This window comes from Nitrobacter winogradskyi (genome assembly GCF_006539545.1).
In the GTDB taxonomy this organism is placed as follows: Bacteria; Pseudomonadota; Alphaproteobacteria; order Rhizobiales; family Xanthobacteraceae; genus Nitrobacter; species Nitrobacter winogradskyi_A.
Map to the genome: position 1 here is coordinate 54,374 of NZ_BJNF01000027.1, position 25,524 is coordinate 79,897.

Sequence of the window (25,524 nt, forward strand, 5' to 3'; positions counted from 1 at the left end):
TGTTACGCTGCAGATTTGCTGGCATTAGCTTTCTCGCTCCATTGCTTGTCGATCACGCCCTTGGCGAACTGCCATGCTTCGCCCCCTCTCACAGCGCTGCCAATGTTCTCATAAAGCGCATCACTGAGAGATCGGACGAAATTTGAGAGCGCGACAAACACTTCATGATTTAGATGTCCCGCTGACGGCTGCATCTCCGTTAACCCCTGTATCCTCGTGATGCCAAAGACGTTGCGCTTGACGGTGTTGTATTCGATGCCATCCGCAAGGCGATGGACGACGTACCGAAGTAGCGCATCCTCTGTAACCGGCAGTGCATCGATGCCGTGTTCCGAACACCACCTTTCGAAGCAACGAAAATCCGACTGATAATGAGCCTTCGTTTCCTCGGACAGTTCAGCCTTCTGTTTCACCTTGGATCCGAGTGACAATAACCAGTCCGCATGACTGACCGGTGTGTGCGCAACGGCGACGCCAAGATTGATGATCCGCTTCGCCTCTTTCTCCGGCAATTCGATTTCCGATCCGCGCATCACCTTGCCGCCGTTCTCAAGGAAGTAGTTTCGCTGTAGCTTGACGTGCATGTCGGGCATCACCGCTGTTTCATCTGATGACGCACAGCATCCGCCAAAACCTGCTGAATGCGATGGTCGCGAAGGCTGACCGGCGCACCATTACCGAGTGCGGTCAGTTCATCTTCCGAGAAACCGATTTCCTTCAGATAGGAAATGCCGGCATGGTAGGCATCGCCTGCGGTATCGAGAGACTTGCCGGTGATGTAGCGCGCCGCGTCCACAACGACGCCCTGCGCACGCGGATCGCTCAACGTGATCCCGCCATTGCCGTTCCACATCTCGGCAATCTGCGCATCGCTCAAGCCGCCCCGACGCAAAAGTTCGGTGACGGCCGGCTGCATGTCGTCGGACCAGTCAGGATTGCGGCGGCGAAACTCTGCATCGGAGTATGCCGCGCAGACTTCAAAGGCTGATCGCCGCGCGGATTCTGCTTGCTCATATAACCTGTTGATCGCCGGTAGCGCCCGCTGCAATTCCTTCTCACGGGCATCCCATTTCATCCGGCCGATTGGATCGGTGTACACATCGGGCATACCGCCAGGAAATTCGCTCGCACATTGCGCCACGAACTGCCGAAAGGATGCGTGCGCCATCTGTGCGTTGTTGGCCGTCGTCTGCGCTTCAGCAAGAGCGCGCGCCTGCCGGTCAACGGCGTCCTGATCAAGCGCTGGCTTGGCGATGTGCTGCCGGTTTGCTCTCGCCACAGGCTTGGCTTCCGGCTCGTCGCCAAAGCCAAGGCGATCAAGCGCGCGATCCAGCATTGCATCGACGTTATCTTCAGTCCTGGCAACCCGACGCTTCGGCGCAGGTTCAAGGCCCTCAAGGCGGTCAACCACATCGCTAAGGGCTTCTTCGGCATTGTCGCGCGTGACGACGCGTAAGCGACGGGCCTTTGCAGGCTGATTGCCGCCGCCATAAGCCGCGCGTTCGAATACGTCTTCCTGCTCTGCCGGAAGCTGGATTGTGTCGAAGGACTCGACGTTATTGACTGCGATTTCGCCCATGGGGCCTCCTGGATCGATGAATGTAAATGTAACTTACATTAACATTAAAGTCCCGTCTAGCCAACACCTTATAGATTTCACACCATCCACCGCGACATCCGCTCCCGAGCCCGATCCGCCGCCTTCATCCAAGCTGCCTCACGCTTCGGATCAGATGCCAGCCCCTGCTCTGCCAGCGTCAACGCGCCGGCAACCGAATTCGCCAGATCATCATGCGCGCCGCGCCCGTGGTCGATGCTGTCCTTGCCAGAGCGCCCCGTGCGACGCTCAAGGCCGCACAACTGATGAACCAGCCGATCGTTATCAAGCAGATCGCAGCCGCGAGAATTCAGCATCGGCAACAGGTCGCGATATAGATCGGACTTCGGGGCGGCAGCCGCCTCGTAATAGATTCCCGCCTTCCTGAATTGCTCCGCGCACCACTCGCCGGCATACTTGTCGCCCGTCACCTGCGACACGCGATAAGCCCTCAACAGCGCCGCGAACTCTAACACCACCGCCTCAGGCGAGAATGGTGGTTTCACTTCACGCACAGCATCAAGGATCGCCGTCTTGCCCTCCTTATGGGCAATCGCCAGCGTCATTGAGTCCGACGAGCCGCCGGATGGATCGACAAAGCCGAGATACCTATGTTCGCGGATCGGGAGACGCTCCCGAACGCCGCTCTCGATACAAGCCGCGACAGTCTCCCTGGACACAAAGTCCGCAATGTCGGTGCGAAACTGCCCCAGGTACTCCGCCGCCGCATACTCGTAATCACGCGCAAGCTCCGCATCGATGAATTCCTGCGATACGGTTTCATTAAAGGACCGGGTATCGCCATGAACCACCAATGTCCGCGCATCGTTCTGCCCGTAGCTGCCCTGAAAGGTCTCAAAGAGCACGCCCTTCCTGGCATAGGGCGAACTCGCCATGATCAGCGGGCCACGAGTGCGGGCCATCGCCGGGCGGACGGCGTTGAGGATTTCACGGTCAGGGTTCACGCTCGAATCCGCATCGCGCCAGAACGCCACCTCGTCCGCCACAACGCCAACGGCGGACATGCCGCGCAGGTTTCGGAAACTCGCCGGGCGGATTTCAAGATCAATCCGGTTCTTAAGGACGATGCTGTCAGCGGTGATGTTCTTCACCAGCTTGGCCAACATCGGAACGTTGGTGAACAATGCGCTGGTGTAATCGAGCGCGATCTTCGCCGTTGACTGGCTCTGCGCCAGGAACAGCAGCTTGCCACGATCGCCAAGCCCAAGAACGTCCGACCAATCGCACAGGGCCGCGAGATACGTCGCAAGGCATGACATTGAAACCGTCTTGCCGCTACGCCGACCAGCGACGAAGCATAGTTCCTCAAACGGCACCGTCGGCGCGCTGTCCCGCCCGGTGCGGGCCATGAACATGGCAAGCTCGTCAGACGACAGCGGCTCACCGCGAGAGGCAATCAAGAGGGTACGCCATACCCGCCAGCTATCGCCGGCAAGCATGGAGCCGAGCAGGTTTGCATCCTCAACCGCCCGGCGCATGGTGAACAGCGGCTTCATTGCGGCGCACCCGCTGGGGTGCCTACGTTGCCCGCTGGTGAGTTTTGAGCGGTGGCAGCCACAACAGAGGCCGACGAGCTAGAAGCAGCCGGTGACTCGCTGAGAGTCCTTGCATAGGCTTTCAGATCAGGGGTGACATCACGGGCACGGCGCTGCCATCCGAGTATCTGAGCCGTTCGGTTGAATGTGTTTTGCAGCGTGGCAATCGCTGAAGGGTCAAGCTGCTCCCCCTGAAGCCATCGCGCGCCCGTGTCAGCGATCATCGCCGCCACCAGCGCAACGTTGTCGGCAGCAAGCCGCTCCAAGGTCGAAAGCCGATCCTCCCCGCCAAGGTCTTCCATAACAGCCGCTCGCGTCTCTCGAACCTGCTGCGCAGCCCTGGTGCGGCCGTCTAGGTCTTCAAGCGTCAGCAGCCGCACCTTTCCAGAGGGTTTTGGCTGCGATCCAGATGATATTTCGGCGGTATCTGGCTGCATCTGGTTTCCAATCGTGCAAATCGATCGGCATAATATAGCGGGGAAGGGTCGATACCAACAGACCCCGTAATCAAAGATCACGGCCTAAACGTTGATTTATTTGGTATTTCTTACGCGTTCTAGTATTTGCACACAATGTGCACACACTGTCGGTTATTTCTCATAGATAGAATGGCTGCAAATAACCGCGCTCACCAGACAGCGACAGTTCAGCATCTGGCGCTATCGCAGTAAGAAAGCGGTTTTGACCGATCAACAAAAATACCGGCCTGGGGTGTGGGCGCGGGAGTTGCCATGAACGACGAGTGCCGTGACACGTGACACGTAGTGACGCATTTTTCCGTTATCGCTACGTACGCGCGCGCGTGAGGCGTATAATAGAAAAAACGTGTCACTATCCGTCACGTGTCACTCCTTTCATGGCTAGCAATCACCCTCAGCCGCAAAAAACGAAACGCTCGCGTGCCGATATTGGGAACACGATACTTTTCAAATCCACGCTTTTGCATGAGTTGACCGAAGCTTTTGCTCGAACCCGGCTCGTCGCCGGCTTTGATCGCGTATTCGGACCAGCTTTCAAACAGGTCAGCAGATTTGTCCCACAGCCGATCATTGCCGGGCTGGACATCACAGCAGTCTTCAAGCCACTGTCCGAACAAATCCTGATCGTTGAAATAGGTCTCTGTCGCAGCCTGCACGACTTGCGGTCGGGTCAACTCGTTCGCCTGCCAATCGAGACAGCCCGCAATCATCCAAGACAGAATGCCCCCTGCTTCCTGCATCAGCTTCGTCTCTAGCTCGCGATCAGGCTGTTGCGGCTTCAACATGAAGGGCACGATATTGAACCTGCGCCGTGCCGCTTCGTCCACATTGTGCAGCACGGGCTTGTGATTACCGACAATCGTAAGCTTGAACTGCGGGACGAATTCAAAGAAGTCCTGCCGCATGAACCGGGCAGCAATCTTATCGCCGCCGGTCAGTTGTTTAATCCGGCTTTCGGCCCATGGCCGGCCTTCTTCCGTCTCTGAGGCCGTCACCAGCCTTGCGCCCCGCAACATCGCGAGATCAGTCGGATGCTTATCGCTATGGCTTGCCGTGAACGTGTCCATAGCCGCAGTCGTGGCATAGTCGCCAAGAATGGCAGTGACGATATTCAGGAAGACAGATTTGCCGTTACCGCCGGGACCATAAACAAACACCAGAGCGTGTTCGCGCGTGACGCCGGTTAGGGCGTACCCGCACCACTGCTGAAGAAACCGAACGAGCTCCGTATCACCGCCGGTTGTTTCGTTCAGGAATTGAAGCCATCGTGGACACCCTGTTTCCAGGGGAGCCACTGCCGTCAACTTGGTGATCCCTGCCTCTCGTCTCGGGTCCTGTAGTTTCCCCGTCACCAGGTCTACCGTGCCGCCTGGGGTGCCAAGCACCCAAGGGTCTTGATCCCAGTAATCCATCGTGACGGCCACGCGCTGGTCAACACGCGCAAAGCGCTCGATCCCGCTCACAAAGCCGTTCTTCCCAATCGCCTTGCGGCCACGCTCGTCCTGATCCTCACCGATCTTGCGGCCAAGCTCCCGCGCTAGTTGGTAGGTCGAATTGGTCTGATCAATCTGCCAACGCGCACCGTTCCAGCAATACCAATGGCCGATCGAATGGCCACCGGAATGGCAAAACCGAATGTTCTCATGGTAACGGTCAACAAATAGCTGCGCGGCGCTGTCTTCTGTGATCACGTCGTTCGAAAACGGCTTGTAGCTTTCTGATTCCGTGTTAGCGGAGAATCCGGAGTGCATCAGCCTGCCCTCCCCGCGCGCCATGCATCGTTCAGGTCATTGCCTATACGCGACCTGACGATGTTCACCGGCAAGCCGGCCTTGAGGTACCGATCCCTGCAAACCGCGCTATCTCGCCGGCTGGTATCGTCGTTTTCCTGAATGATGGTGAGTGTGGAAATTGTAGCGATTACCGGGAATGTTCGGATTGCGACGCTTGAGCCAAGCGCCCACACGGCCTCACTCAGCCCGGCCTCTCGCGCGGACAGGCACGTTTCCACGCCCTCTCCGATCATCAAACCGGATGCCGACACGGGATCGAACTTGATGGCTGTGCCCTTCGCAGGGCCAAGCATCCTGCGGTCTATCTTTTCGGCCGTTTCACGGTGCAAAAACGTCCGATGGATCGCGCGCGGTTCATTGGTCTTGATATCGCGCAACAGACAGATCATGCCCGGCAATCGCGCGCTCTGATCGAACCATAGCGAGCCGTGAAACCTGATCACCTTGCCGGCAATATCGTCAGTCAGCCGCAAGCCGCGATGTTCGCGAAGATAGTGCTCGACGATCGTGCCGCGCGGATCGACGCTCCCCTGCCAAATCTCGATCGCCCGTTTCGCCTTCTTCTTCGCATCTTCGTCTTCTTCCTGCTGCGAAACCACCGTGAAAGCCGCCTGTGAACGCGACGAGCAGCGGTCAATGCCCAGGCGGTCCATCACATAATCGCGGCATTCCTTCCAGTCGTTTCCGGCGTGACTATAGACACATAGACGGCCGCGCTTGATCGTGATCGACAGTGAGCGGTCGCCCGGTCTATGCCCTGGCCCCGGAACGTTAGCGGTGAATTGGCCGGTTTTCTTCCCGCCTAATGCGCGGGCGATCGATTGAATATCGAGAGTCATGGCGCAGCCCTCCACAGGCTGCCAACCCACGGCACGAAACGACGCCAAAGTGTGGAATTGTCAGAGTGTGAATGGACCACGCCCCAGCCGCGTCCCTGGGGGCGGACTGGATTGCCGCGCCATTCGATCAGGACGCCATCCGAGTCGAAGACATTCTCGACCTGATCGCGTGTGACACGATACTCAACAATAAAACCGACACCGTGAGCGCCGACGCAAACTTGTCTGATGGGTTTCGGGTAATAAGTCATCGCCCGCCCTCCCCAAACAAGAGAGGCGCGACAACAGCAGCCATCACGGCGCTGATCGCGCAGCGACGTGTGAGCGAAGACACTTGAATAAGGCGGATCGAATTTGTATCTTCCGAACTGATCCCGCCTGTCAGCAGATCAGTATTCGGAACGCCCCGTGCCACCAGCGCGGGGTTTTCCATATGCGTGGTCATGGACTATGCAACCTCCTTCACGTCGGAGGTCGATTTGCATTTCAGGCTGGAGAGCCAGGCGTCCAGGTCGTTAGGGTCATAACGAACCACGCCGGCACGCTTGATGAAGATCGGCCCGCCGCCGTAGCAGCGTAGCTTGTTCAAATAACCTTCAGTGAATCCGGTATATGCCGCAGCGTTTTTGGTATCGAGCGGGGGGCGATGGTCGTTCTTCGTGGTGGAGCTCATAATTCCCTCGACGTTTGCCGCCGAGAAATCCCCACCTCACGCAACATTGGGCTATTTCTCGGTAGCGGTGATTACCGAGGGTTGGTCTCGCATGACGGAATCCTCCGTCGCTATTTGTCGATGGTCGCTATTTGTCGGAATTACTTTTCCCGACAAATTCCGACAGAACTTCGCTACGCGCTCGGCGGCATGTATCGCGGCTTGCACTGAAGGTGGCCGCCATTGCTTCTTCGGTCATACTCTGCAGATCGTTCATGTCGTTGCGGCTAACCATTTCCGCCTTTACCCGTTTAAGGACACCCTTCTTGGGACCGCGCTTGGCGGGAGATGACAGCACAACGGCTGTTCGCGCTTTCTGCTCGGGCCACCGCCTTTGAACATCAGGTCTGGAAACGAGTATGCGCGTGTAGACCACGCCGGCTGTATTGTGAGCGCGGTGGACTAGCCCGTCATCGCCCCGGTCTTCGTAAGTTAGCTTGATATCTTCCCACTCGGGCGGCTGGATTGGCACACGTTGTCCACCCGAAAGGCCAGTTGCTTGAACGCCCCCGGTCACTAGCTCATGAATCAGCAACGCGCGGGCTCGCTGAATTTCAACGTTAGCCTTTAGATTATCATCTAGCCACACGTCCTCTAAATTACATTTCCACAAAGGCCCCGCAGCAAGAGGCGTAGGGTTTACAATCCAGACGCAAGCCATCCCGATAGACCACCACGGCACCAGCATTGCATCTTCAAGATCACCGATTTTCTTGCCATCCATCACGCCATCTCTCGGTCGAAGCGTACGACATTTTTTGCCGGCGGTTTGAGGATGATCGCCACAAGGTCCGCCAGCCTTTGGAACGCCTCCCGCTTTTCATCGAGGAATGAGTATCGATCATAGGTACCCCGCACGCCGGCAATAACGTGCCCCATGGCGCGCTCGGCATGATCCTCTGGCACCTTGGCGCGGCTCATTAGGGTCCGTGCGGTGCGCCGCAGATCGTGCAGCGTCCATCGCGGCATCTTCGCCCTGCCCTCTGCCTTGCGCCGCTTGGCGATCTCTGCATCAAGGCTGGCCTTAGCTTTGCTGAACCCGCTGAACGGCCGCTTGCCGTCCGTGGTCGAGAACACGAACCAGTTATTGCCCTTGAACCCTTGTGGCTTGGTGCCGATCAGGGCTTTCGCATCCGGCGGCAGTGGAATGACGTGATCCAGCTTGTTCTTGTAGCGCTCGCCCGGAATGGTCCAAAGATCGCCATCGATCTCTACGGCATTCATGTCCGCCGATTCGTTGCGCCGCGTCATGGTCAAAAGCAGCATCTTGACGTAGCGCGGATAGCAGGACGGAGCGTCAGCCGTTTCCAGCGCATGCCAGATGTCACGAATTTCATCGTCGGTCAGGACACGTTGCCGTGCCCGTTCCTTGGGCTTTGTCCGCGCCATGCCTCGGACGATCGGTGACAGGAAGTCGTCATCCCGCGCGGCCTGCCAATTGAACGCCTTGCGGACATGGGCCAGCACCCGATCCGCCATCACCGGCCCGGCCTTGTCTTCCACCGAATCCAGCATTTCCACGATCTGACGGCGCTTCAATTCATAGATGGAGGTTTCACCGATCTGGGGGCGGACGTAGCGGTCCAGGGCAGACGTGATCTGATCTTCGCTGCGAAGCTTGCTGGCGTGGCGCATCACGAAATCGTCCAGGATTGCATTGACGGTATTCGACGAAGCCCGGCTGGCCTTGGCTGCCTCAGCCTTTGCCGTCGCCCGTTCAGCCGATGGATCGCGCCCATCCGCAACCTCGCCGGCCCGCTTCTTGGCGAGGGTGCGCGCCTCGTCAGGCGTGATTGATCCCATAATCCCCAGGCCGTGCCACTTCTGCTTGCCAGCCGCATCGCGGTAGCGATAGCCGAACGTTACCTTGCCGCTGGACAGCTTGCGCGCAACAAAGCCCCTGATTTCGCCATCCGCGATGATCTCACCGGCCCGCATTTTATCCACCCGGCTCTTACTGATCTTGCCCTGCACCCTCGCCGCCTCCGTGCACATACAAAAATCACGGGGTCAATATGCACACACTATGCACACAGAACAAGGTAAATCGGTGGGATTAGTCGGAAAGTGTGAGAAAAATAAAGAAATACTGCAACTATAATAGCTTGGTGCAACAATGAGATAAAAATGAGCAATTGCAGAGACTTGGAATCAACCCAAGGACATAACTTTTAATCATGGGGTCGAGGGTTCGAGTCCCTCCGCGCTCACCATCAAAACATGGGTTTCCAGGATTTTACCGGAACGCCCGGCGCCAGAATGTGCGAACCCGATCACATCGTCGGCTTGGTTTTTCAGCAGTAGAGCACCGCAGACAGGCGACACGCGATAGCGGTTCTCGTCGAGGCGCAGTAGAGCATGATCCCGACCCGCAGGGCCGCGCCAGCGCAAAGTGGAAACCGGTTTTCGGATAAGATCATGCTCTAACAAAAAGATGAGCGACGAGTCTGATTCAACGGGGTTGAATCGGATTCAACGCAGTTGGGGACCAGACTCAAGCGTTCCGCTGGAACCGCTCGCCTCCCGCGCAGTTAGCCAGACTGATCGGGCAGCGCGAGACTGAGAAATCCGGCATGACAGAGTTCCTGAGCCAGGTTCTGGTGCCGATCGCGGTGGCGTCCGTCGCGGCGGTACTGATACTGGGCCTCGTCAACATGATACGCGGCGGCAATCCCTGGCGCTCGCAATACCTGATGCAAACGCGGGTTGTACTGCAGCTCGTCGCGATCGTCATGGTCATGATGGCCGTTTGGTCGATGATGGGCCGACAATAGATCGTTCACGGCCTCTGGAACTATATGCCTCTCGGCGCATTGCCCGTGCCGGACGGCCCTTGGCCGGGTACCGTCCGGCTTCACTTGATCTGGCCCGCCTCCTCTCGCGTTGGCGGGCCTTTTGTTTTGACTCCTGATCAGGACCGGCTCTACGCACAAGCTCCTTGGCATGAACCGTCCGATCAGCGACAGGCGCTCAACCGACGGCTGCGGCATCCTCGTTCAGACCCGAGATAAAGGCCTGTATCACTTTCTCAACGTCTGGCGACACGTCAGCGTTGTACGGCCCCTTGGTCTGGATGAGCTTGTAGGGCGAGCGCTTGCGGGCAGGCAGCTGAAGAAACTCACCCGACGCAAGCAGGAATCCTGACTTGCTGATCTCGAAGGTCGCGACGCGCTGGCCATCCCTGCGCACGGAAAAAATCCGGCTGAAACCGCGTATGACATTTCCCGCGTAGCTCGCCACGCAATGATGCATGTCCGCGCCCTCGGCGTGAAGCACCGCGCCTGACTGAAGCGCTACAATTTCGTACCCATCGATGATCCTCCTGCGCGGAAGATCTCCATAATCAATGACATCGTTCCACCCGATCTTGTGGGTCAGAAGGTACGCCTTCTCGCTGGAGGCCCGTGCGAGTTCATCATGCCACTCGATCGCCGCCCGGTAAGCGCGCTCGTAACTCCAGCGCCGATTGAACCGGTCGATATGAAAGGCCGCATAATCAGCAACGGACGACCCCTGATCCAGAAGACCACCCGCCGTGCTTGCCGCATGCTCGCCCATCGCGCACACTGTCCATTCGAAAAGGGCCTTGGCGCTCTGTTGACGCCGACACATCGTCTCAGACCACTCACCGAGCGCGCGCAACCAGTTGTGCTGCTTGCGGATCGCGGTGGGAATCGCCTGCGCCAATGGCGAGGGCGGGATGTCGCACAGGTTCTGAATGACCTGATATTCGGTCGGACCGGCGCGAAATGCTTGGCCTTTGAGCGCACGTAAGGGACGGATCAACCCATAGGACTTCAAAAGGTCGCGCAATTTCGGGCGATCTTGAATAGCCGCGTGCCAGTCCTGCTGGACAAACTCCCGTTCGCTCGGGCGGAAACATTCCATGCCCTGTGCCGCCGCGACCACAAGGACCGGAGCCTGCCTCAGATAATCGATCGCGAAAGGTTCGACCACGACCATGCTCACCGCAGCGATGGCCAGCGGCTTCACCGCGTACATACTCTCGGCTTCGCGCGCGCAAGCCTGAACCCACGGCTCATCCCGCAGCAGACCCGTTGCCGCAAACTCGGGAGCCAGCCATTGCAGCAGGCTTCTCTGTGCATCATCTTTCATGCGAGGACCTTGAGCATCGCAACCAGAAGCCCCTGACCTTCCACTCGGCCTCCCGACCGGTCAAATATATTCTCTCCTTCGAAGCAGCGCGGTGGCTCTCATGATTAGGTGGCCCCATGATTGAATGCCACATATCACCCAGGGGACGCCGCCATTTTTATAGATCAGCTTCCTCGCCAGAACCTGGTTATTGATAAAGAGCCTTGAAATCGGATAAACTCAAAGCCGGATACCCCACAAACATGGGGGGGATTGGAACATCGCCGGGGTTTGGCGCGTAATGTGTTGAATGATTTAGTGATTTGCTTATATTGAGCGAGACACTATCGGTGCGCGGACTGATCCGGCGGAGGCCCATCGGCCCGACTCGTCTTGCCGCTAATTTTGGACACAATGTACCGGAATAACGCGGCAAGCACGAAGATTGAGGAATTTGTTCATGCACCGCGCCAACACTTATGCTCTTCTTTTTTCAGGTGTTCTGATTGCGGGCTTGGCCTCGGCGGCGCTAGCGGGGAACACCTATGACGGCCTCTGGCACGTTAAGATCGTTACCAAGACTGGCAGTTGCGACCCGGTGGCGCAATATCCCCTGATGGTTACCAACGGCAAGGTTTCGGCGGGAAACGCTGACGTTACCGGCAGCGTTGGAAGCCAGGGCTACGTGAAGGTATCGATCCGTGGGGCTCACGCCAACGGGCAACTCAACGGCAACGTCGGGTCTGGCAAATGGAACGGAGCGTCCGGGGGGATTCCTTGTAGCGGCCGATGGGAAGCTTCGCGTCAGTAAACAATGGGATGATACAAATGGGATTCGGGGGAATCATGTCTCGAGGATTGTCAGCCACGTGTGCGTTTGGCGCCGTGGTAATGCTGTCGATGTCGACCAGCCTGGCGGGGGCTGGCCCGTTTGAAGGCTTGGCGGGGATCTGGACTGGACGTGGCACGATACAGCTCGAGGATGGCTCGACCGAAAAGATCCGATGCAAAGCTACTTACGCGGTGAGTGGCGATGCCCAGGGTCTCAATCAGACGCTGCTGTGCGCCAGCGACAGCTACAAATTCGAACTCAAAAGCAATGTGCATGCTCGCAACGGCGTTCTGTCGGGAGACTGGCGCGAGACCAGCCGCAATGTTGGCGGAACTCTCGAAGGACGCGCCGGTAACGGCCAGTTCAACGTCGACGTCAACGCTCCCGCATTTACGGCGAAGCTCAAACTGAAGACGAACGGTAACCGCCAGGACGTGGTCATCAGTTCGGACGGGCAGTTCAAGGGCGCCAGTATCTCACTGTCCCGTTCCTGATTTCAGGCGCGATCTTCAGCCGATGGACCCGCTTCTGATAGAATCAGAAGCGGGTCCATTGTTGTTGTGCCAGAGCCTTTTCCGCTTCTGATAGAATCAGAAGCCGGCTCTATGATATTGATCTCACGCGCTTTCTTTCCGTGAACCGATATCGCTTCGTTTGCATAGCGCTATAGATGCCGAGCTAAACCCGGGGACGGAATTCGGTTCGCGTGAAGGCTCGTTGGATCAAGAGGATCAAGAGGGAGTCCTTCAACCGTTTTATGACGCGGTAAGAGACTCCGGTCAGATTCCCTCGAACAGCGCCGTCGAAAGATACCGTTCCGAAAAAGATGGGACGACGGCGAGAATTGTTTTGCCTTCGCTTCCGGGCCTTCGGCCAATGGCCAACGCCGCAGCAATCGCCGCGCCGGACGAAATTCCGCCTGGAATGCCTTCGCTGCGCGCCAGGGCACGGGCGGTTTCCAGTGCCGTGGCGCTATCGACCTTCACAATCTCGTCGATGGCGGAACGGTCCAGAATCTCGGGCACAAAACCCGCGCCGATCCCCTGAATCCTGTGCGGCGAATGCCGGCCGCCGGACAGTACCGCGCTCTCTTCGGGTTCGACCGCGACAATGCGCAGCGACGGCTTACGGGGTTTCAGGGCCTGACCGATCCCCGTGATGGTGCCGCCGGTGCCGACGCCAGCCACGATCCAGTCAATGTTCCCGCCGGTATCGTTCCAAATCTCTTCGGCCGTGGTGCGCCGGTGAACCTCCGGATTGGCGAGGTTCTTGAACTGTTGCGGCATTACAGCATGCGGAGTGGTGCGCACCAGTTCCTCCGCCATGGCGATCGACCCCTTCATGCCTTCCGCCGCCGGCGTCAGAACGATCTCCGCTCCCAGAAAAGCCAGCATCTTGCAGCGCTCCGTCGAGACCGATTCCGGCATCACCAGCTTCAGGCGGTAACCGCGCGAAGCCGCGACGAAGGCCAGCGCAATGCCGGTGTTTCCCGAAGTCGGCTCGATCAAAACAGTGTCCGCATTGATCTTGCCGGCATCTTCCATCGCCCGGATCATCGCCGCGCCGATACGATCCTTCACGCTGGTGGCCGGGTTAAAGTATTCAAGTTTGGCCAGGATGGTCGCGTTCACGCCGTGCTGCTGCGGCAACCTGCGCAGGCGAACGATCGGAGTATCTCCGACCGTATCGACAATGCTGTCGAACACACGACCTCGGCCGGCATGGTGCGGTGCATCGTTATTCGGCTTGGTATCCATGTCAGCGTCCTTCAGTCATGGGTTGAATGCTCATCCACATAGCGTTTTCAAGCGAAGTGGAATCCGGTTCGCGTCAAGAAAACGCGTCAAAACATAAAGATAGAGTCCATGAAGCGGTGAAGGACTCCAGCGTGTCGGCCAGGCGCCTGGCGGCAAGACTCATTGCGCCAAAATATCGCGCCAGGAAATCGAGCTTCGCAGGCTGGAATTCGTAAAAGAAACGCATTTGTGTTGCGACATCGTCAAATCATGCGTGTACCGTACCTGAAAATCCAGGCCGATTAATCTCAAAAGGAGGTCACGATGCCAGCGATTGCTGAAGTCCGGTCGACCGCCCTGCTCCATTCCTCGCCTCATGGAAGCGATCTTCCGGCGTGCCCGGTTTGCGCCGACTCGATGATTGCGGCGGAGGCATCCGCATACTTGCCGGACAATGTCATCGGCCATTTGTGGAGTTGCGACACGTGCGGATACGGCTTCGTCACCAAGCATGTCGTCCAACGGATCGCCTGCAACTGACGTGATCCTTTCCGGCGCCGTCAGGCATCAGCGCGTGGCGATGTCGCCGCGCGCCCATCCCTCGCGTGTCTGCTCCCTGAACTGCTGAAAGGCTCCCGCGGCGATCGCCGAGCGCATCGCCTGCATGAGGCCTTGATAATAGGCGATGTTGATGCCTGAGAGCAGCATCGCGCCCAGCGTTTCGCCCGAGCGAACCAGATGGTGCAGATAGGCGCGGGAATAATCGCGCGCCGCCGGCCATGAACTCTCTTCATCGAGCGGACGCGGATCATCGGCGTGGCGCGCGTTGCGCAGGTTGATCTGACCGAAGCGGGTGAAGGCCGTGCCGTGACGCCCGTTTCGCGTCGGCATGACACAGTCGAACATATCGATGCCGCGCGCGACGGCTTCCAGCAGGTCGTGCGGCGTCCCCACGCCCATCAGATATCGCGGCCTTTCAATCGGCAACCACGGCACGGTTTCCTCGATCATCGCGAGCATGGTGGCCTGAGGTTCGCCGACCGCGAGACCGCCGATGGCGTAGCCATGGAAACCGATCCCGGTCAGCCCGCACGCGCTCGTGCGCCGCAGTTCCGGGCTGTCCCCACCCTGAACGATGCCGAACAGCATGTCGGCGGCGGGGGCACCCTCGAAGGCGCGCCTGCTGCGCTCGGCCCAGCGCAGCGAGAGCTGCATGGCGCGCTCGATGTCTCCACGTTCCGCCGGCAAACGCACGCATTCGTCGAGTTGCATCGCGATGTCGGAGCCGAGCAGACGCTGCACCTCGATTGCGCGTTCCGGCGTAAGTTCGATCACGGCGCCGTCGATATGGGATCGAAACGTCACGCCCTGCTCTTTCACCTTACGCAACTGCGCCAGCGACATCACCTGGAAGCCGCCGGAATCGGTCAGCATGGGTCCGCCCCAGCTGGTAAATTTTTGCAGGCCGCCGAGTTCGTGGATCCGTTCGGCGCCGGGTCGCAGCATCAGGTGATAGGTGTTGCCGAGCACGATGTCGGCTCCGGCATCGCGCACCTCCTGCCATTGCAGGCCCTTCATCGCGCCCTGCGTGCCGACCGGCATGAACGCCGGCGTTCGCACCGTCCCGTGAGCCGTGGTGAGAAGCCCGCTACGGGCGTCACCGTCGCGCCCGAGAATCTCGAAATGGTTGGCGGGATTCATGCGCTTGACCGTTCGGGAAACAGCAGACAGGCGTCCCCATAGGAATAGAACCGGTAGCCCGCCGAGATCGCATGAGCATAGGCCTGTTTCATGGTTTCAAGACCGCTGAAGGCAGAGACCAGCATGAACAGCGTCGATCGCGGCAGATGAAAATTCGTCATCAGGATATCGACTGCGCGGAAGCTATAGCCCGGCGTGATGAATATCGCGGTCTCCCCGGTGAACGGCTTGATCCGACCGTCATCGTCCACCGCACTTTCCAGGAGCCGAAGCGATGTCGTACCAACCGCAACGATCCGGCCGCCGCGCGATCGCGCCGCGTTCAACGCGTCGGCGGTCTCCGTAGATATCGCGCCCCATTCCGAATGCATCCGGTGACCGGCGGTGTCATCGACCTTTACCGGAAGAAACGTACCCGCGCCGACATGCAGGGTGATCCGATGAAGGCCCACGCCGCGACCGCGCAGCGCCGCCTCGATGGCCGGCGTGAAATGCAGACCCGCGGTCGGCGCCGCGACCGCGCCCTCATGCGCCGCGAACATGGTCTGATAATCTGAGGCATCGCGATCGTCGGGTGCGCGCTTCGAAGCAATGTAGGGCGGCAGCGGCGTTGAGCCCAACTCGGCAATGGCCTGATCCAGCATCGGCCCATGAAACGAGAAAGCGAACGTCACTTCGCCCTCCTCGCCCTTGCTTTCGACCTGCGCGTCGAGATGCCCCAGAAAGCACACCCGTCCCTCGTTGCCGAAACGAACGATATCTCCCGCCATGAGCTTCCTGGCCGGCCTGACCAATGCGCTCCAGCGAGAACCGTCGAGGCGCTTGATCAGCGTCGCGTCGATCCTCGATTCCGCCTCGCGACCGATGCGGCGGCCATGCAACTGGGCGGCGATGACACGCGTATCATTCACGACGAGCTGGTCGCCTGGCCGCAGCCATTCCGGCAGATCGCTCACTCGCTGGTCGCTCACACCGGACCCAGGCTGCACCACGAGCATCCGCGCGGAATCGCGCGGGCTCGCCGGACGCAGCGCAATGCTCCCGGCCGGTAGTTCGAAGTCGAAGAGATCGGTTCGCATGGAATGATCAAGCTATGGCGTTTTTCACTGACCCTGCCCGGCCCGAAACGTCAATGGCCGGAATACATCCGGCCATTGCGCGTCGGTCTGAAGAGTCGGAACAGCATCTTGTCGCGTTTTCGGGCGAAGCATGTCCTTGGGCCAGACCCGAGGATGAATACCGGTTCGCCTGAAGACAACGCGTCAAAATAATCCAGAGCCTCGCTTCCGTTTCAATCAGAAGCGAGCGTGCTCTAGCCCGCGTCCGCCGCTATGCTGGCCTTGACGATCTTGTCGGGATTCTGCACCGGCTCGCCGCGCTTGATCTTGTCGACATTCTCCATGCCTTCGATCACCTTGCCCCAGACAGTGTATTGGCCGTCCAGGAAGGAGGCATTGTCGAAGCAGATGAAGAACTGGCTGTCGCCCGAATCCGGGCTTTGCGCCCGCGCCATGGACGCGGTGCCACGCACATGCGGCTCCCTGTTGAACTCGGCCTTCAGTTTCTGGCCGGAGCCGCCCATGCCGGTGCCTTGCGGGCATCCGGTCTGCGCCATGAAGCCATCGATGACGCGATGGAATACGATTCCGTCATAAAAGCCTTCACGAACCAGTTCTTTGATCCGCGCGACATGGCCGGGAGCAAGATCAGGACGCATCTCGATTGTCACGGGTCCCTGGGTGGTTTCGAGGATCAAAGTGTTTTCGTTATCAGCCATGCTCGTTTCTCTTTCCGTTTGTAAGGGGTTCGTCCGTTGTTACTTGACGTCGGAAGCAACCTGAACCTTCAGCATCTTGTCCGGGTCGGTGACGGTGCCGCTGCTCGAACCGGCGGGCGCCTTCTTCAACTTGTCCACCACGTCCATGCCCGCGACGACGTCACCCACCACGGTATATTTGCCGTTGAGGAAGGAGGCGTCAGCGAAGCAGATAAAGAATTGCGAGTTCGCCGAGTCGGGACTTCCCGCGCGCGCCATTCCGACCACGCCGCGCTTGAACGGCACGTTGGAGAACTCGGCCTGGAGGTTCGGATATTTCGAACCACCGGTGCCGTTGAAATTCTTGCCATCGCCCGTCTGCGCCATGAAGCCATCCATGACCCGATGAAACGGCACGTTGTTGTAGAAGCCGTCACGCGCGAGTTGCTTGATGCGCTCGGCATGCTTGGGCGCGATGTCTGACCGCAGCTTGATGACGATCTGTCCCTTCGTGGTGTCGATCACGATCGCGTTCTGCTTATCGAGACCGGCCGGCAATGGCTGCGCAAGAGCAGGGAACACGAACATCAGCGCGGCGACGAGGCCAAGGATTCTAATCATGATAACTCCGGATCCAGAGGAAGATCGGTTCATTCAACCGGCGAATTTGGTCTTGAGCTTCGAGGCGACCAGTTGCGGAACGAAAGCTGAGACATCGCCGCCCATCGTTGCGATCTGGCGCACCAGTGTGGCGGTGATCGGGCGGACGCCGGGCGAAGCTGGAACGAACACCGTATGCACGTCGGGGGCCATAGCCTCGTTCATGCCGGCAATCTGCATTTCATAGTCGAGATCGGTGCCGTCGCGCAGGCCCCGAACCAGAATCGTGGCGCCGGCTTTATGCGCGGCCGCGACTGTCAGGTCGTCATACGTCACGCAATCGAAAGCGCAGCCGGCTTCGATCGCAACCGGTTCGAACACCGAGCGCGCCATCGCGAGGCGCTCATCCGTCGAAAACAGAGGCGTCTTGCCGGGATGAACGCCGACAGCCACGATCAGCCGGTCGCACAGGGCGACGGCATGTCTGACGACATCGAGATGGCCGTTGGTGACGGGGTCGAACGATCCCGGATAGAGCGCGACGCGTGGCATCGTCCCCCTCTAGAGCATGATCCCGACCCGAAGGGCCGCGCCAGCGCAAAGTGGAAACCGGTTTTCGGATAAGATCATGCTCAATCAAAAAGTTAGGGCTGAAGTCTGATTCAACGCAGTTGGATCAGACTCTAGAGCCTTTCCGCTTCTGATAGAATCAGAAGCGGGCTCTATGATTTTGATTTAACGCGTTTTCTTCACGCGAACCGGATTCCATCCTCGGGTCTGGCCCGAGGACATGCTTCGTTCGAAAACGCTATAGCGCGCCTGTTCAGAGGCCGCAAGCTAAGCGGGTTCCGCAATAATCGAGGCGACGGCCGATATTTATTTCCGGGCGCCCATCGAACCGGGACCGGGGTGTGTGCGTCTTATCCATATGGCGCCGAGGCAACTGAAATCATTGCGGATTCAGGCTCTGTTTCGTTTCAAGAACCGGGGTGAAACAATTCTCCCGCACGATGAAACCACTTTTATGACGGGCGAAGACATCGCGAAACGAGGGCCGATTATCAATCCGTCCAACAAAGCGGGCCGCCAAAATCAAACGGACAGGCCCAGATCGCAGGGGACCGTCATGATCAAAGCTCTTTCCGCAGTTGCGGTCGCGGCGTTCATCGCAGCCGCCCTCACCGTCCTTCCGGGTTTCGCTCCGCAGGTTTCCGCCAGCACGCCCGTTCCGCTCGCCAAGGCCGACCGGCTCGATATCCGGCCCGCGGGCGCGGTCTGCTCGCAGCAGGCCTGGCCGAATTTCGACGTGTCCTGCCTTCGCGCCGCCGGCTCCAGGACGGTGGTTCGTGAAGCCCGGCTGATCACGGCAGGGCATCGCTGATCCTTCAAGGAAAGGCCGCCCGTATGATGATTTTTTGATCGGGCATGATCCTATCCGCCGTTGCCGTTCTCGCCATCCTCGCGGATATGTTCGACCGACACCACGTGCTCGCCGTCCGCCGTGTTGAACACGCGAACGCCCTTGGACGCGCGGCTGGTGATGCGGATGCCTTCCACCGGCACCCGGATCAATTGCCCGCCGTCGCTCACCAGCATGATCTGGTCCGACATCTCGACCGGGAATCCAGCCACGAGATGTCCGATCTCGCCAAGCTTGGTCGGATCTGTCGCGCGAATGCCCTTGCCGCCGCGTCCGGAAACCCTGAATTCGAACGATGACGACCGTTTGCCATAGCCGTACGTCGTGACGGTGAGTACGAACTGCTCGGCGGCGCCCATCTCCACATAACGTCCTTCGGGCAGCGAGAGATCGGTATGCGCGGCCTCGTCGGCTTCGGGCGTCGCCTCCTCCGGCTCGATATCCTCGCCGGTCGCCGCGCGGCGGATCGCGCCGGACTGCTTGAGGTACGCGGCGCGTTCGGCCGGCGTGGCATCGAAGTGATGCAGGATCGACAGCGAGATAACCCGGTCGCCCTTGGCCAGCGCGATGCCGCGTACGCCCATCGATGTCCGGCCCGAGAACACGCGCACGTCGGTGACCGGAAACCGGATGCATTGACCGCCCGCGGCGGTCAGCAGCACGTCGTCGCGCTCGGTACAGATCTGCACGTCGACGATCGACTCGCCCTCACCCAGCTTCATCGCGATGATGCCGGAACGCCGGACATCGACGAAATCGGAGAGCTTGTTGCGGCGGACCGTTCCGCTGGTGGTCGCGAACATGACGTCCAGGTCGGCCCAGGACGATTCATCCTCCGGCAGCGGCATGATGGTGGTGATGCGCTCGCCCTGGTCGAGCGGCAGGATGTTGATCAGCGCCTTGCCGCGGGCATTGGGAGCCGCCATCGGCAGCCGCCAGACCTTTTCCTTGTAGACCTGTCCGCGCGACGAAAAGAACAGCACCGGCGTATGGGTCGAGGCGACGAACAGCCGGCTGACGAAATCCTCATCCCTCGTCTGCATTCCGGAGCGGCCTTTGCCGCCACGCTTCTGCGCGCGGTAGGTCGATAGCGGCACCCGCTTGACATAGCCTGCGTGCGAGACGGTCACGACCATATCCTCGCGCTGGATCAGGTCCTCGTCCTCGACCTCGCCCTCCTGCTCGACGATAACGGTTCTGCGCGGAGTGGCGAACTCGGACTTCACCGCGCCAAGCTCGCCCTTGATGATCGCCTGTACGCGCGCGCGCGACCGCAGGATATCCAGATAGTCAGCGATCTCGATGGCGAGCTTGTCGAGTTCGTCCGAGATTTCCTCGCGGCCGAGCGCTGTCAGGCGCTGCAGGCGCAGATCGAGAATGGCCTTCGCCTGCTCCATCGACAGCCGTGCCGTGCCGTCCGGAGACACGCGGTGGCGCGGATCATCGATCAGCGTGATCATCGCCGCGACATCCTTTGCCGGCCAGTCGCGCGACATCAACGTCTCGCGCGCGGCGTTGGGATCCGGCGACTCCCTGATCACGCGAATGATCTCGTCGATGTTGGCGACGGCGATCGCAAGACCGACCAGGATATGGGCGCGATCGCGAGCCTTGTTGAGCAGGAACTTGGTGCGGCGCGTGACGACCTGTTCGCGGAACGCGATGAACAGGGTCAGCAGGTCTTTCAGGTTCATGACCTGCGGACGGCCCGCATCCAGCGCCACCATGTTGGCGCCGAAGTTGGTCTGCAGCGGCGTGTACTTGTAAAGCTGATTGAGCACGATCTCCGGGACGGCGTCGCGCTTCAACTCGACGACGACGCGAAACCCTTCGCGATCGGATTCGTCACGCAAATCCGAGATGCCGTCGATCTTCTTTTCGCGCACCAGCTCGGCGATACGCTCGACCATGCTGGCCTTGTTGACCTGATAAGGAATCTCCGAAACCACGATCGCCTCGCGGTCCTTTCGGATCGTATCGATCGACACCTTGCCGCGCATCACGATCGAGCCCCGGCCGAGGTGATAGGCCGAGCGGATGCCCTGCCGTCCGAGGATGATGCCGCCGGTTGGGAAGTCCGGACCCGGAATGATCTTGATGAGGTCGTCGATCCCGAGCGCGGGATCGTCGATCAGCGCCACGCAGGCGTCGATGACTTCGCCGAGATTGTGCGGCGGAATGTTGGTCGCCATGCCGACGGCGATGCCACCGGCGCCGTTGACCAGAAGGTTTGGAAATTTCGCCGGAAGAACCGACGGTTCTTTCTCGCTGTTATCGTAATTGGGCTGGAAATCGACGGTGTCCTTGTCGATGTCGTCGAGCAGCGATTGGGCGATCTTGGTGAGGCGGGATTCGGTGTAGCGCATCGCCGCCGCCATATCGCCGTCCACCGAGCCGAAATTGCCCTGTCCGTCGATCAGCGGCACGCGCATCGAGAAATCCTGCGCCATCCGCACGAGCGCGTCATAAACCGACTGATCGCCGTGAGGATGGTACTTACCGATGACGTCGCCGACGGTGCGCGCCGACTTGCGGTAGGGCTTGTTCCACTCGAAGCCGTTCTCATACATGGCGTAGAGAATGCGACGATGGACCGGCTTGAGGCCGTCGCGCGCATCCGGCAGCGCCCGCGCCACGATCACGCTCATCGCGTAATCGAGATAACTGCGTTTCATCTCGTCGAGGATGGAAACGGGCCGAATGCCCGAAGGCGCCGGCGGCTCCTCGGGTTTGGTGTCTTCGATATCTGACAAGGAAGGATTCCGGTCGGTTTCTGCTCGGAATCGTATAGCCTATTGCGGCTCTGAAAACCACCTTCGGCAGCCGCCCGAGGTGGTTTTTTCCCATCGTTCTTTCAGGTACTTATAGGCTATAACGGCAACCAGAATCTGATGGTGGAGCGGTGCTGCTGGACTACGCGCTGACGACCTTCGCGACACTGATGGTGGTGGTCGATCCGATCGGTCTGGCCCCGGTGTTCCTGTCAATCACCCAGGGCCTGCCGAAGGCCGCCCGGCGCGGCATCGGCTGGCGCGCCTCGGCCATAGCCGCCGCTATCCTGGTGGCGACGGCGCTCGGCGGCACATGGCTCCTCGCCCGGCTCGGAATCGGCCTCCCCGCCTTTCGCATCTCCGGCGGCCTCCTGCTGTTCGTGGTCGCGTTCGAGATGGTGCTGGGCGTCCGGCCGGCGCGAGAGGCCCAGCAGGCCACCCAGGCGGCGGAGGAGCACGCGCGGAATATCGCGGCCTTTCCGTTGGCGATCCCGATGATCGCGGGCCCGGGTGCGATCACAGCCACGCTGCTGCTGGCCGGCCGCGCGGCGGATCAGCCGGTTCAACTGATAGCGCTGATCGCCATCATCATTGCGGTCGCCGCCATCTGCGGCGTCACATTCGCGTTGGCGGGGCGCGTGGCCGGCGCGCTCGGACACACCGGCAATGTCGTGCTGTCGCGATTGCTCGGCGTCGTACTGGCGGCCCTCGCCGTCCAGTTCGTCATCGATGGGATTCGCGAGGCATTCGGCTGAAAAGGGACTCACGACCGCGAGTCAGGCTGGTCCGAGCGCGAACTACGTTTCCGATGAAATCAGAAGCGGCGCTAGATTATTGTTTTAACGCGTTCTCTTCACGCGAACCGGTATCCATCCTCGGGTCAAGCCCGAGGACATGCTTCGCTCGAAAACGTTCTACCCCTTGATCCGATGTTTTGTCTTCAAGCGAACGGAATCCTCCGTTGGGTCAAGCCCGAGGACACGCTTCGCTTGAAACGGCTCAGGATCCTGCCGGGGCAGCACCGCCGCTGCTCGAATTATCGCTTTCCACCTCCAGAGCCGGAACCAGCGCCAGTTCGAGATCGCCCGCTTCAAGCGGATCCTCGTCGTCGCGCAACGCCGGATCGTCTGATGGCGTTGGAACGCTGAACCCACCAGGCAGGCGGGAATCCAGCAGCCCCGTTCCTTTCAGTTCTTCCAGGCCCGGCAGATCGCCGAGGTTCTCGAGGCTGAACTGGGACAGAAACGCCTCGGTCGTTCCGAAGGTGAGCGGGCGGCCCGGTGTCTTGCGGCGACCGCGCGGCTTGATCCAACCGGTCTCCAGCAGCACATCCAGCGTGCCCTTGGAGGTCACGACGCCGCGGATCTCCTCGATCTCCGCACGGGTCACGGGCTGATGATAGGCGATGATGGCCAGCACCTCGATCGCCGCGCGCGACAGGCGCCGCGTCTCCGTGCTTTCCCGCGTCATCAGCCAGGCCAGATCGCCCGCCGTGCGGAAGGTCCACTTGTTGGCGATTCGCACCAGGTTGACGCCCCGCGACGCGTAGTCCGCCTGCAACCGGGCAAGAGCCGATTTGATATCGACGCCGTCGGGCATCCGCTTGGCCAGCGCCGCCTGATCCAGCGGTTCGGAGGAAGCGAACAGCAGCGCCTCCAGTAACCGCAATTCCTCGGGCCGCGCCGCGGGCAGATCCGACTCAGGTTCCTCGAACTGCTCCACGCGCATTTCCGCCAGGCTTGCCATCGCTCGGTCTCCTTCTTCCAATTACTGCACCGGGGTGTCCGGTCCCGCCGTCGGATCGGGTGACGGCTGCGGCGCACGCTTGCGAAAATAAAGCGGCGCGAAGGCCTCTTTCTGATTCAGATCCATGACGCCCTCGCGCACCAGTTCGAGAGCGGATGCAAAACTCGACGCGAACACAGTGGCGCGCTGCGCCGGATCGACGACAAACGTCATCAGATACTCGTCGAGGCACCCCCAATCCTCGCCCGAAAGGCCGACCAGACGCTCAAGCGAGGCGCGTGCCTCGCTCAACGACCAGACCGTGCGCTTGGCCATGTGAACGGTCGTCAATACGCGCTGCTGACGCTGCACGGCATAGGCGGAGAGCAGGTCGAACAAGGTCGCGGTGAACTTCGGATGTCGAATCTCGGCGATCGACTCGGGATTTCCGCGCGGGAAGATGTCGCGCCCCAGTTGCTGACGATTCATCAGGCGGTTCGATGCCTCGCGGATGGCCTCAAGCCGACGCAGGCGGTTGGCGAGCGCCGCCGCCATTTCGCCCGCGCTGGGCCCATCCGGTGTCGGCGGCTCCGGCAGCAGCAATCGCGATTTCAGGAAGGCCAGCCACGCCGCCATCACCAGATAGTCGGCGGCCAGTTCGAGACGAATCTTGCGCGCCGCCTCGACAAAAACGAGATACTGATCCGCGAGCGCCAGAATGGAGATCTTCGACAGGTCGACCTTCTGCTGCCGCGCAAGCGCCAGCAACAGGTCAAGCGGGCCCTCATAACCCTCGACATCGACCACGAGCGCAACCTCGTCGGCGACGACGTGCTCCGTCGGGCGGCCGGTTTCAAACGAAAGAATTTCAGCGCTCATGCGCTCGCGGCTCCAATCAGTGCGTCGAGTTCCGCCCACGCTGCTTCGCGGTCGAACGGTTGCGGCGGCTTGCGCGCGGCCAACGCCCGCCGGGCGCGGTCCAGCGCGGCTCCCGACAGTTCCGGAGTTTCGCTGGCGACCTGCCGCATCTCGTCCAGCCTGCCGTTGCAGTGCAGGACCATGTCGCACCCGGCCGCGACGATCGCCCTCGTCCGCTGGGCGATCGAGCCCGACAACGCATTCATGGACACGTCATCACTCATCAATAATCCCTGAAATCCGATCGAGCCACGAATCACCTGCTCGATGATTGTCGCAGATGTTGTCGCCGGTTGGGTGGCGTCAATCGCACTGAACACAACATGTGCGGTCATCGCCATCGGCAGATCGGAAAGGGGACGGAACGCAGCGAAATCAACGGCCTCAAGCTCGTCTTTCAAGGTATCCACGACCGGAAGCCGGTGGTGGGTGTCCGCGGTCGCCCGTCCGTGACCCGGAATATGCTTGAGGACCGGCAGAACACCGCCCTGCTCCAGCCCCTCGGTCACGGCCCGCGCGATGCTCGCGACCTTGTGAGGATCGGTCCCATAAGCGCGATCACCGATGACGGCATCCGCGCCCGGCACCGGAACATCCGCCAGCGGCAGGCAGTCGACCGTGATCCCGAGATCGGCGAGATCGGCCGCGATCAGTTGCGCGCTGAGCCGCGCGGCCTTCAGGCCCGCGGCCTGATCGCGGTCATAGAGAGCGCCGAACGTCGCGCCCGCCGGATAGACGGACCAATGCGGCGGCCCCAACCGCTGCACGCGGCCGCCTTCCTGATCGATCAGGACAGGTGCATCACCATCCTCGACCGCTTCGCGAAATTCTTGAACCAAGCGAGCAACCTGCAGAGGATCGTCGATGTTCCTCTTGAAAAGGATGAACCCCCAGGGTCGCTCTGCGCGCAGGAATTCGCGCTCCTCCGTTGTCAGGCTCAGGCCTGACGCTCCCGTGATGAATGCGCGCGTGCTCATGTCGGCCGATTAGCTCT

Annotated in this window: 29 protein-coding genes; 6 read left to right on the forward strand and 23 right to left on the reverse strand. The window is 60.1% G+C overall.

The window, feature by feature from the left end; translation table 11 throughout:
• Positions 1–2: 2 nt before the first annotated feature.
• From NWI01_RS05910 to NWI01_RS05955, 11 genes are all read right to left on the reverse strand, one after another.
• Positions 3–596, reverse strand: coding sequence for a hypothetical protein (locus NWI01_RS05910; protein WP_141382996.1), 594 nt, complete (start codon positions 594–596; stop codon positions 3–5).
• Positions 593–1,579, reverse strand: coding sequence for a hypothetical protein (locus NWI01_RS05915; protein WP_141382997.1), 987 nt, complete (start codon positions 1,577–1,579; stop codon positions 593–595). Before NWI01_RS05915 ends, NWI01_RS05910 begins: the two co-directional genes overlap by 4 nt.
• Positions 1,580–1,656: 77 nt before the next feature.
• Positions 1,657–3,114: a hypothetical protein gene (locus tag NWI01_RS05920; RefSeq protein WP_141382998.1), complete on the reverse strand. Its 1,458-nt coding sequence runs from the start codon at positions 3,112–3,114 to the stop codon at positions 1,657–1,659.
• The gene (locus tag NWI01_RS19295; protein WP_210242943.1) at positions 3,111–3,455 is read right to left on the reverse strand and encodes a hypothetical protein; all 345 of its coding nucleotides are present in this window, start codon (positions 3,453–3,455) and stop codon (positions 3,111–3,113) included. Before NWI01_RS19295 ends, NWI01_RS05920 begins: the two co-directional genes overlap by 4 nt.
• A 536-nt stretch (positions 3,456–3,991) precedes the next feature.
• The gene (locus tag NWI01_RS05930; RefSeq protein WP_244613658.1) at positions 3,992–5,383 is read right to left on the reverse strand and encodes a phage/plasmid primase, P4 family; all 1,392 of its coding nucleotides are present in this window, start codon (positions 5,381–5,383) and stop codon (positions 3,992–3,994) included.
• Positions 5,383–6,264 (reverse strand): DUF7146 domain-containing protein, encoded by an 882-nt coding sequence (locus NWI01_RS05935; RefSeq protein ID WP_141383000.1) that lies wholly within the window; start codon positions 6,262–6,264, stop codon positions 5,383–5,385. Before NWI01_RS05935 ends, NWI01_RS05930 begins: the two co-directional genes overlap by 1 nt.
• On the reverse strand, positions 6,261–6,515 hold the full coding sequence (locus NWI01_RS18810) for a hypothetical protein (protein ID WP_181410384.1): 255 nt from the start codon (positions 6,513–6,515) through the stop codon (positions 6,261–6,263). Before NWI01_RS18810 ends, NWI01_RS05935 begins: the two co-directional genes overlap by 4 nt.
• On the reverse strand, positions 6,512–6,709 hold the full coding sequence (locus NWI01_RS05940; protein ID WP_141383001.1) for a hypothetical protein: 198 nt from the start codon (positions 6,707–6,709) through the stop codon (positions 6,512–6,514). Before NWI01_RS05940 ends, NWI01_RS18810 begins: the two co-directional genes overlap by 4 nt.
• A gap of 3 nt (positions 6,710–6,712) precedes the next feature.
• A complete protein-coding gene (locus NWI01_RS05945; RefSeq protein WP_141383002.1) occupies positions 6,713–6,937 on the reverse strand; it encodes a helix-turn-helix transcriptional regulator in 225 nt (74 codons plus the stop codon).
• 127 nt (positions 6,938–7,064) lie between these two features.
• Entirely contained in the window at positions 7,065–7,700 is a 636-nt protein-coding gene (locus NWI01_RS05950) for a hypothetical protein (RefSeq protein ID WP_141383003.1), read from the reverse strand.
• Complete coding sequence (locus NWI01_RS05955) at positions 7,700–8,950, reverse strand: tyrosine-type recombinase/integrase (protein ID WP_141383004.1); 1,251 nt, start codon at positions 8,948–8,950, stop codon at positions 7,700–7,702. Before NWI01_RS05955 ends, NWI01_RS05950 begins: the two co-directional genes overlap by 1 nt.
• 599 nt (positions 8,951–9,549) lie before the next feature.
• Here NWI01_RS05955 and NWI01_RS05965 point away from each other — a divergent pair.
• Complete coding sequence (locus tag NWI01_RS05965) at positions 9,550–9,750, forward strand: twin transmembrane helix small protein (RefSeq protein ID WP_141383005.1); 201 nt, start codon at positions 9,550–9,552, stop codon at positions 9,748–9,750.
• A gap of 196 nt (positions 9,751–9,946) precedes the next feature.
• Here the strand turns inward: NWI01_RS05965 and NWI01_RS05970 are convergent, their stop codons facing one another.
• A complete protein-coding gene (locus NWI01_RS05970; protein WP_141383006.1) occupies positions 9,947–11,092 on the reverse strand; it encodes a PcfJ domain-containing protein in 1,146 nt (381 codons plus the stop codon).
• Between the two features lie 439 nt (positions 11,093–11,531).
• Here NWI01_RS05970 and NWI01_RS05975 point away from each other — a divergent pair, with 439 nt between their 5' ends.
• Entirely contained in the window at positions 11,532–11,882 is a 351-nt protein-coding gene (locus tag NWI01_RS05975) for a hypothetical protein (RefSeq protein ID WP_141383007.1), read from the forward strand.
• A 17-nt stretch (positions 11,883–11,899) separates the two neighbouring features.
• Positions 11,900–12,397 carry a hypothetical protein gene (locus NWI01_RS05980; RefSeq protein WP_141383008.1) on the forward strand — a complete coding sequence of 166 codons (498 nt, stop codon included), beginning with the start codon at positions 11,900–11,902 and terminating at the stop codon, positions 12,395–12,397.
• Between the two features lie 285 nt (positions 12,398–12,682).
• Here NWI01_RS05980 and cysK read toward each other — a convergent pair whose 3' ends face one another.
• Positions 12,683–13,660: a cysteine synthase A gene (cysK, locus tag NWI01_RS05985; protein WP_141383009.1), complete on the reverse strand. Its 978-nt coding sequence runs from the start codon at positions 13,658–13,660 to the stop codon at positions 12,683–12,685.
• A gap of 73 nt (positions 13,661–13,733) precedes the next feature.
• Positions 13,734–13,886: a hypothetical protein gene (locus tag NWI01_RS19300; protein WP_210242944.1), complete on the reverse strand. Its 153-nt coding sequence runs from the start codon at positions 13,884–13,886 to the stop codon at positions 13,734–13,736.
• Positions 13,887–13,963: 77 nt separating this feature from the next.
• On the opposite strand from NWI01_RS19300, the gene NWI01_RS05995 reads away from it, so the two are divergent.
• A complete protein-coding gene (locus NWI01_RS05995) occupies positions 13,964–14,179 on the forward strand; it encodes a hypothetical protein (RefSeq protein ID WP_141383011.1) in 216 nt (71 codons plus the stop codon).
• Between the two features lie 27 nt (positions 14,180–14,206).
• On the opposite strand, the gene tgt is transcribed toward NWI01_RS05995, so the two are convergent.
• The 5 genes from tgt to coaD all read right to left on the reverse strand — a co-directional run bounded on the left by tgt (position 14,207) and on the right by coaD (position 18,248).
• The gene (tgt, locus tag NWI01_RS06000; RefSeq protein ID WP_181410385.1) at positions 14,207–15,340 is read right to left on the reverse strand and encodes a tRNA guanosine(34) transglycosylase Tgt; all 1,134 of its coding nucleotides are present in this window, start codon (positions 15,338–15,340) and stop codon (positions 14,207–14,209) included.
• Positions 15,337–16,419 carry a tRNA preQ1(34) S-adenosylmethionine ribosyltransferase-isomerase QueA gene (gene queA, locus NWI01_RS06005; RefSeq protein WP_141383013.1) on the reverse strand — a complete coding sequence of 361 codons (1,083 nt, stop codon included), beginning with the start codon at positions 16,417–16,419 and terminating at the stop codon, positions 15,337–15,339. The genes tgt and queA overlap by 4 nt, the downstream gene beginning before the upstream one ends.
• 233 nt (positions 16,420–16,652) lie before the next feature.
• Positions 16,653–17,117, reverse strand: a complete 465-nt coding sequence (locus NWI01_RS06010) for a peptidylprolyl isomerase (RefSeq protein WP_141383014.1) — start codon at positions 17,115–17,117, stop codon at positions 16,653–16,655.
• Between the two features lie 39 nt (positions 17,118–17,156).
• Positions 17,157–17,717, reverse strand: coding sequence for a peptidylprolyl isomerase (locus NWI01_RS06015; protein WP_141383015.1), 561 nt, complete (start codon positions 17,715–17,717; stop codon positions 17,157–17,159).
• 33 nt (positions 17,718–17,750) lie between these two features.
• Complete coding sequence (coaD, locus tag NWI01_RS06020) at positions 17,751–18,248, reverse strand: pantetheine-phosphate adenylyltransferase (RefSeq protein WP_141383016.1); 498 nt, start codon at positions 18,246–18,248, stop codon at positions 17,751–17,753.
• A 574-nt stretch (positions 18,249–18,822) separates the two neighbouring features.
• Here coaD and NWI01_RS06030 point away from each other — a divergent pair.
• Positions 18,823–19,077 carry a hypothetical protein gene (locus tag NWI01_RS06030; RefSeq protein ID WP_141383017.1) on the forward strand — a complete coding sequence of 85 codons (255 nt, stop codon included), beginning with the start codon at positions 18,823–18,825 and terminating at the stop codon, positions 19,075–19,077.
• A 50-nt stretch (positions 19,078–19,127) separates the two neighbouring features.
• Here NWI01_RS06030 and gyrA read toward each other — a convergent pair whose 3' ends face one another.
• Complete coding sequence (gene gyrA / locus NWI01_RS06035; protein WP_141383018.1) at positions 19,128–21,869, reverse strand: DNA gyrase subunit A; 2,742 nt, start codon at positions 21,867–21,869, stop codon at positions 19,128–19,130.
• Between the two features lie 149 nt (positions 21,870–22,018).
• On the opposite strand from gyrA, the gene NWI01_RS06040 reads away from it, so the two are divergent.
• Entirely contained in the window at positions 22,019–22,642 is a 624-nt protein-coding gene (locus tag NWI01_RS06040) for a MarC family protein (RefSeq protein ID WP_141383019.1), read from the forward strand.
• Positions 22,643–22,886: 244 nt separating this feature from the next.
• On the opposite strand, the gene scpB is transcribed toward NWI01_RS06040, so the two are convergent.
• From scpB to nagZ, 3 genes are read right to left on the reverse strand one after another with little or no spacing between them, the layout of a single operon-like run.
• Positions 22,887–23,633 carry an SMC-Scp complex subunit ScpB gene (gene scpB / locus NWI01_RS06045; RefSeq protein WP_181410386.1) on the reverse strand — a complete coding sequence of 249 codons (747 nt, stop codon included), beginning with the start codon at positions 23,631–23,633 and terminating at the stop codon, positions 22,887–22,889.
• A gap of 21 nt (positions 23,634–23,654) precedes the next feature.
• On the reverse strand, positions 23,655–24,491 hold the full coding sequence (locus tag NWI01_RS06050; protein ID WP_141383021.1) for a segregation and condensation protein A: 837 nt from the start codon (positions 24,489–24,491) through the stop codon (positions 23,655–23,657).
• A complete protein-coding gene (gene nagZ / locus NWI01_RS06055) occupies positions 24,488–25,507 on the reverse strand; it encodes a beta-N-acetylhexosaminidase (RefSeq protein WP_141383022.1) in 1,020 nt (339 codons plus the stop codon). The genes NWI01_RS06050 and nagZ overlap by 4 nt, the downstream gene beginning before the upstream one ends.
• Between the last annotated feature and the right edge of the window lie 17 nt (positions 25,508–25,524).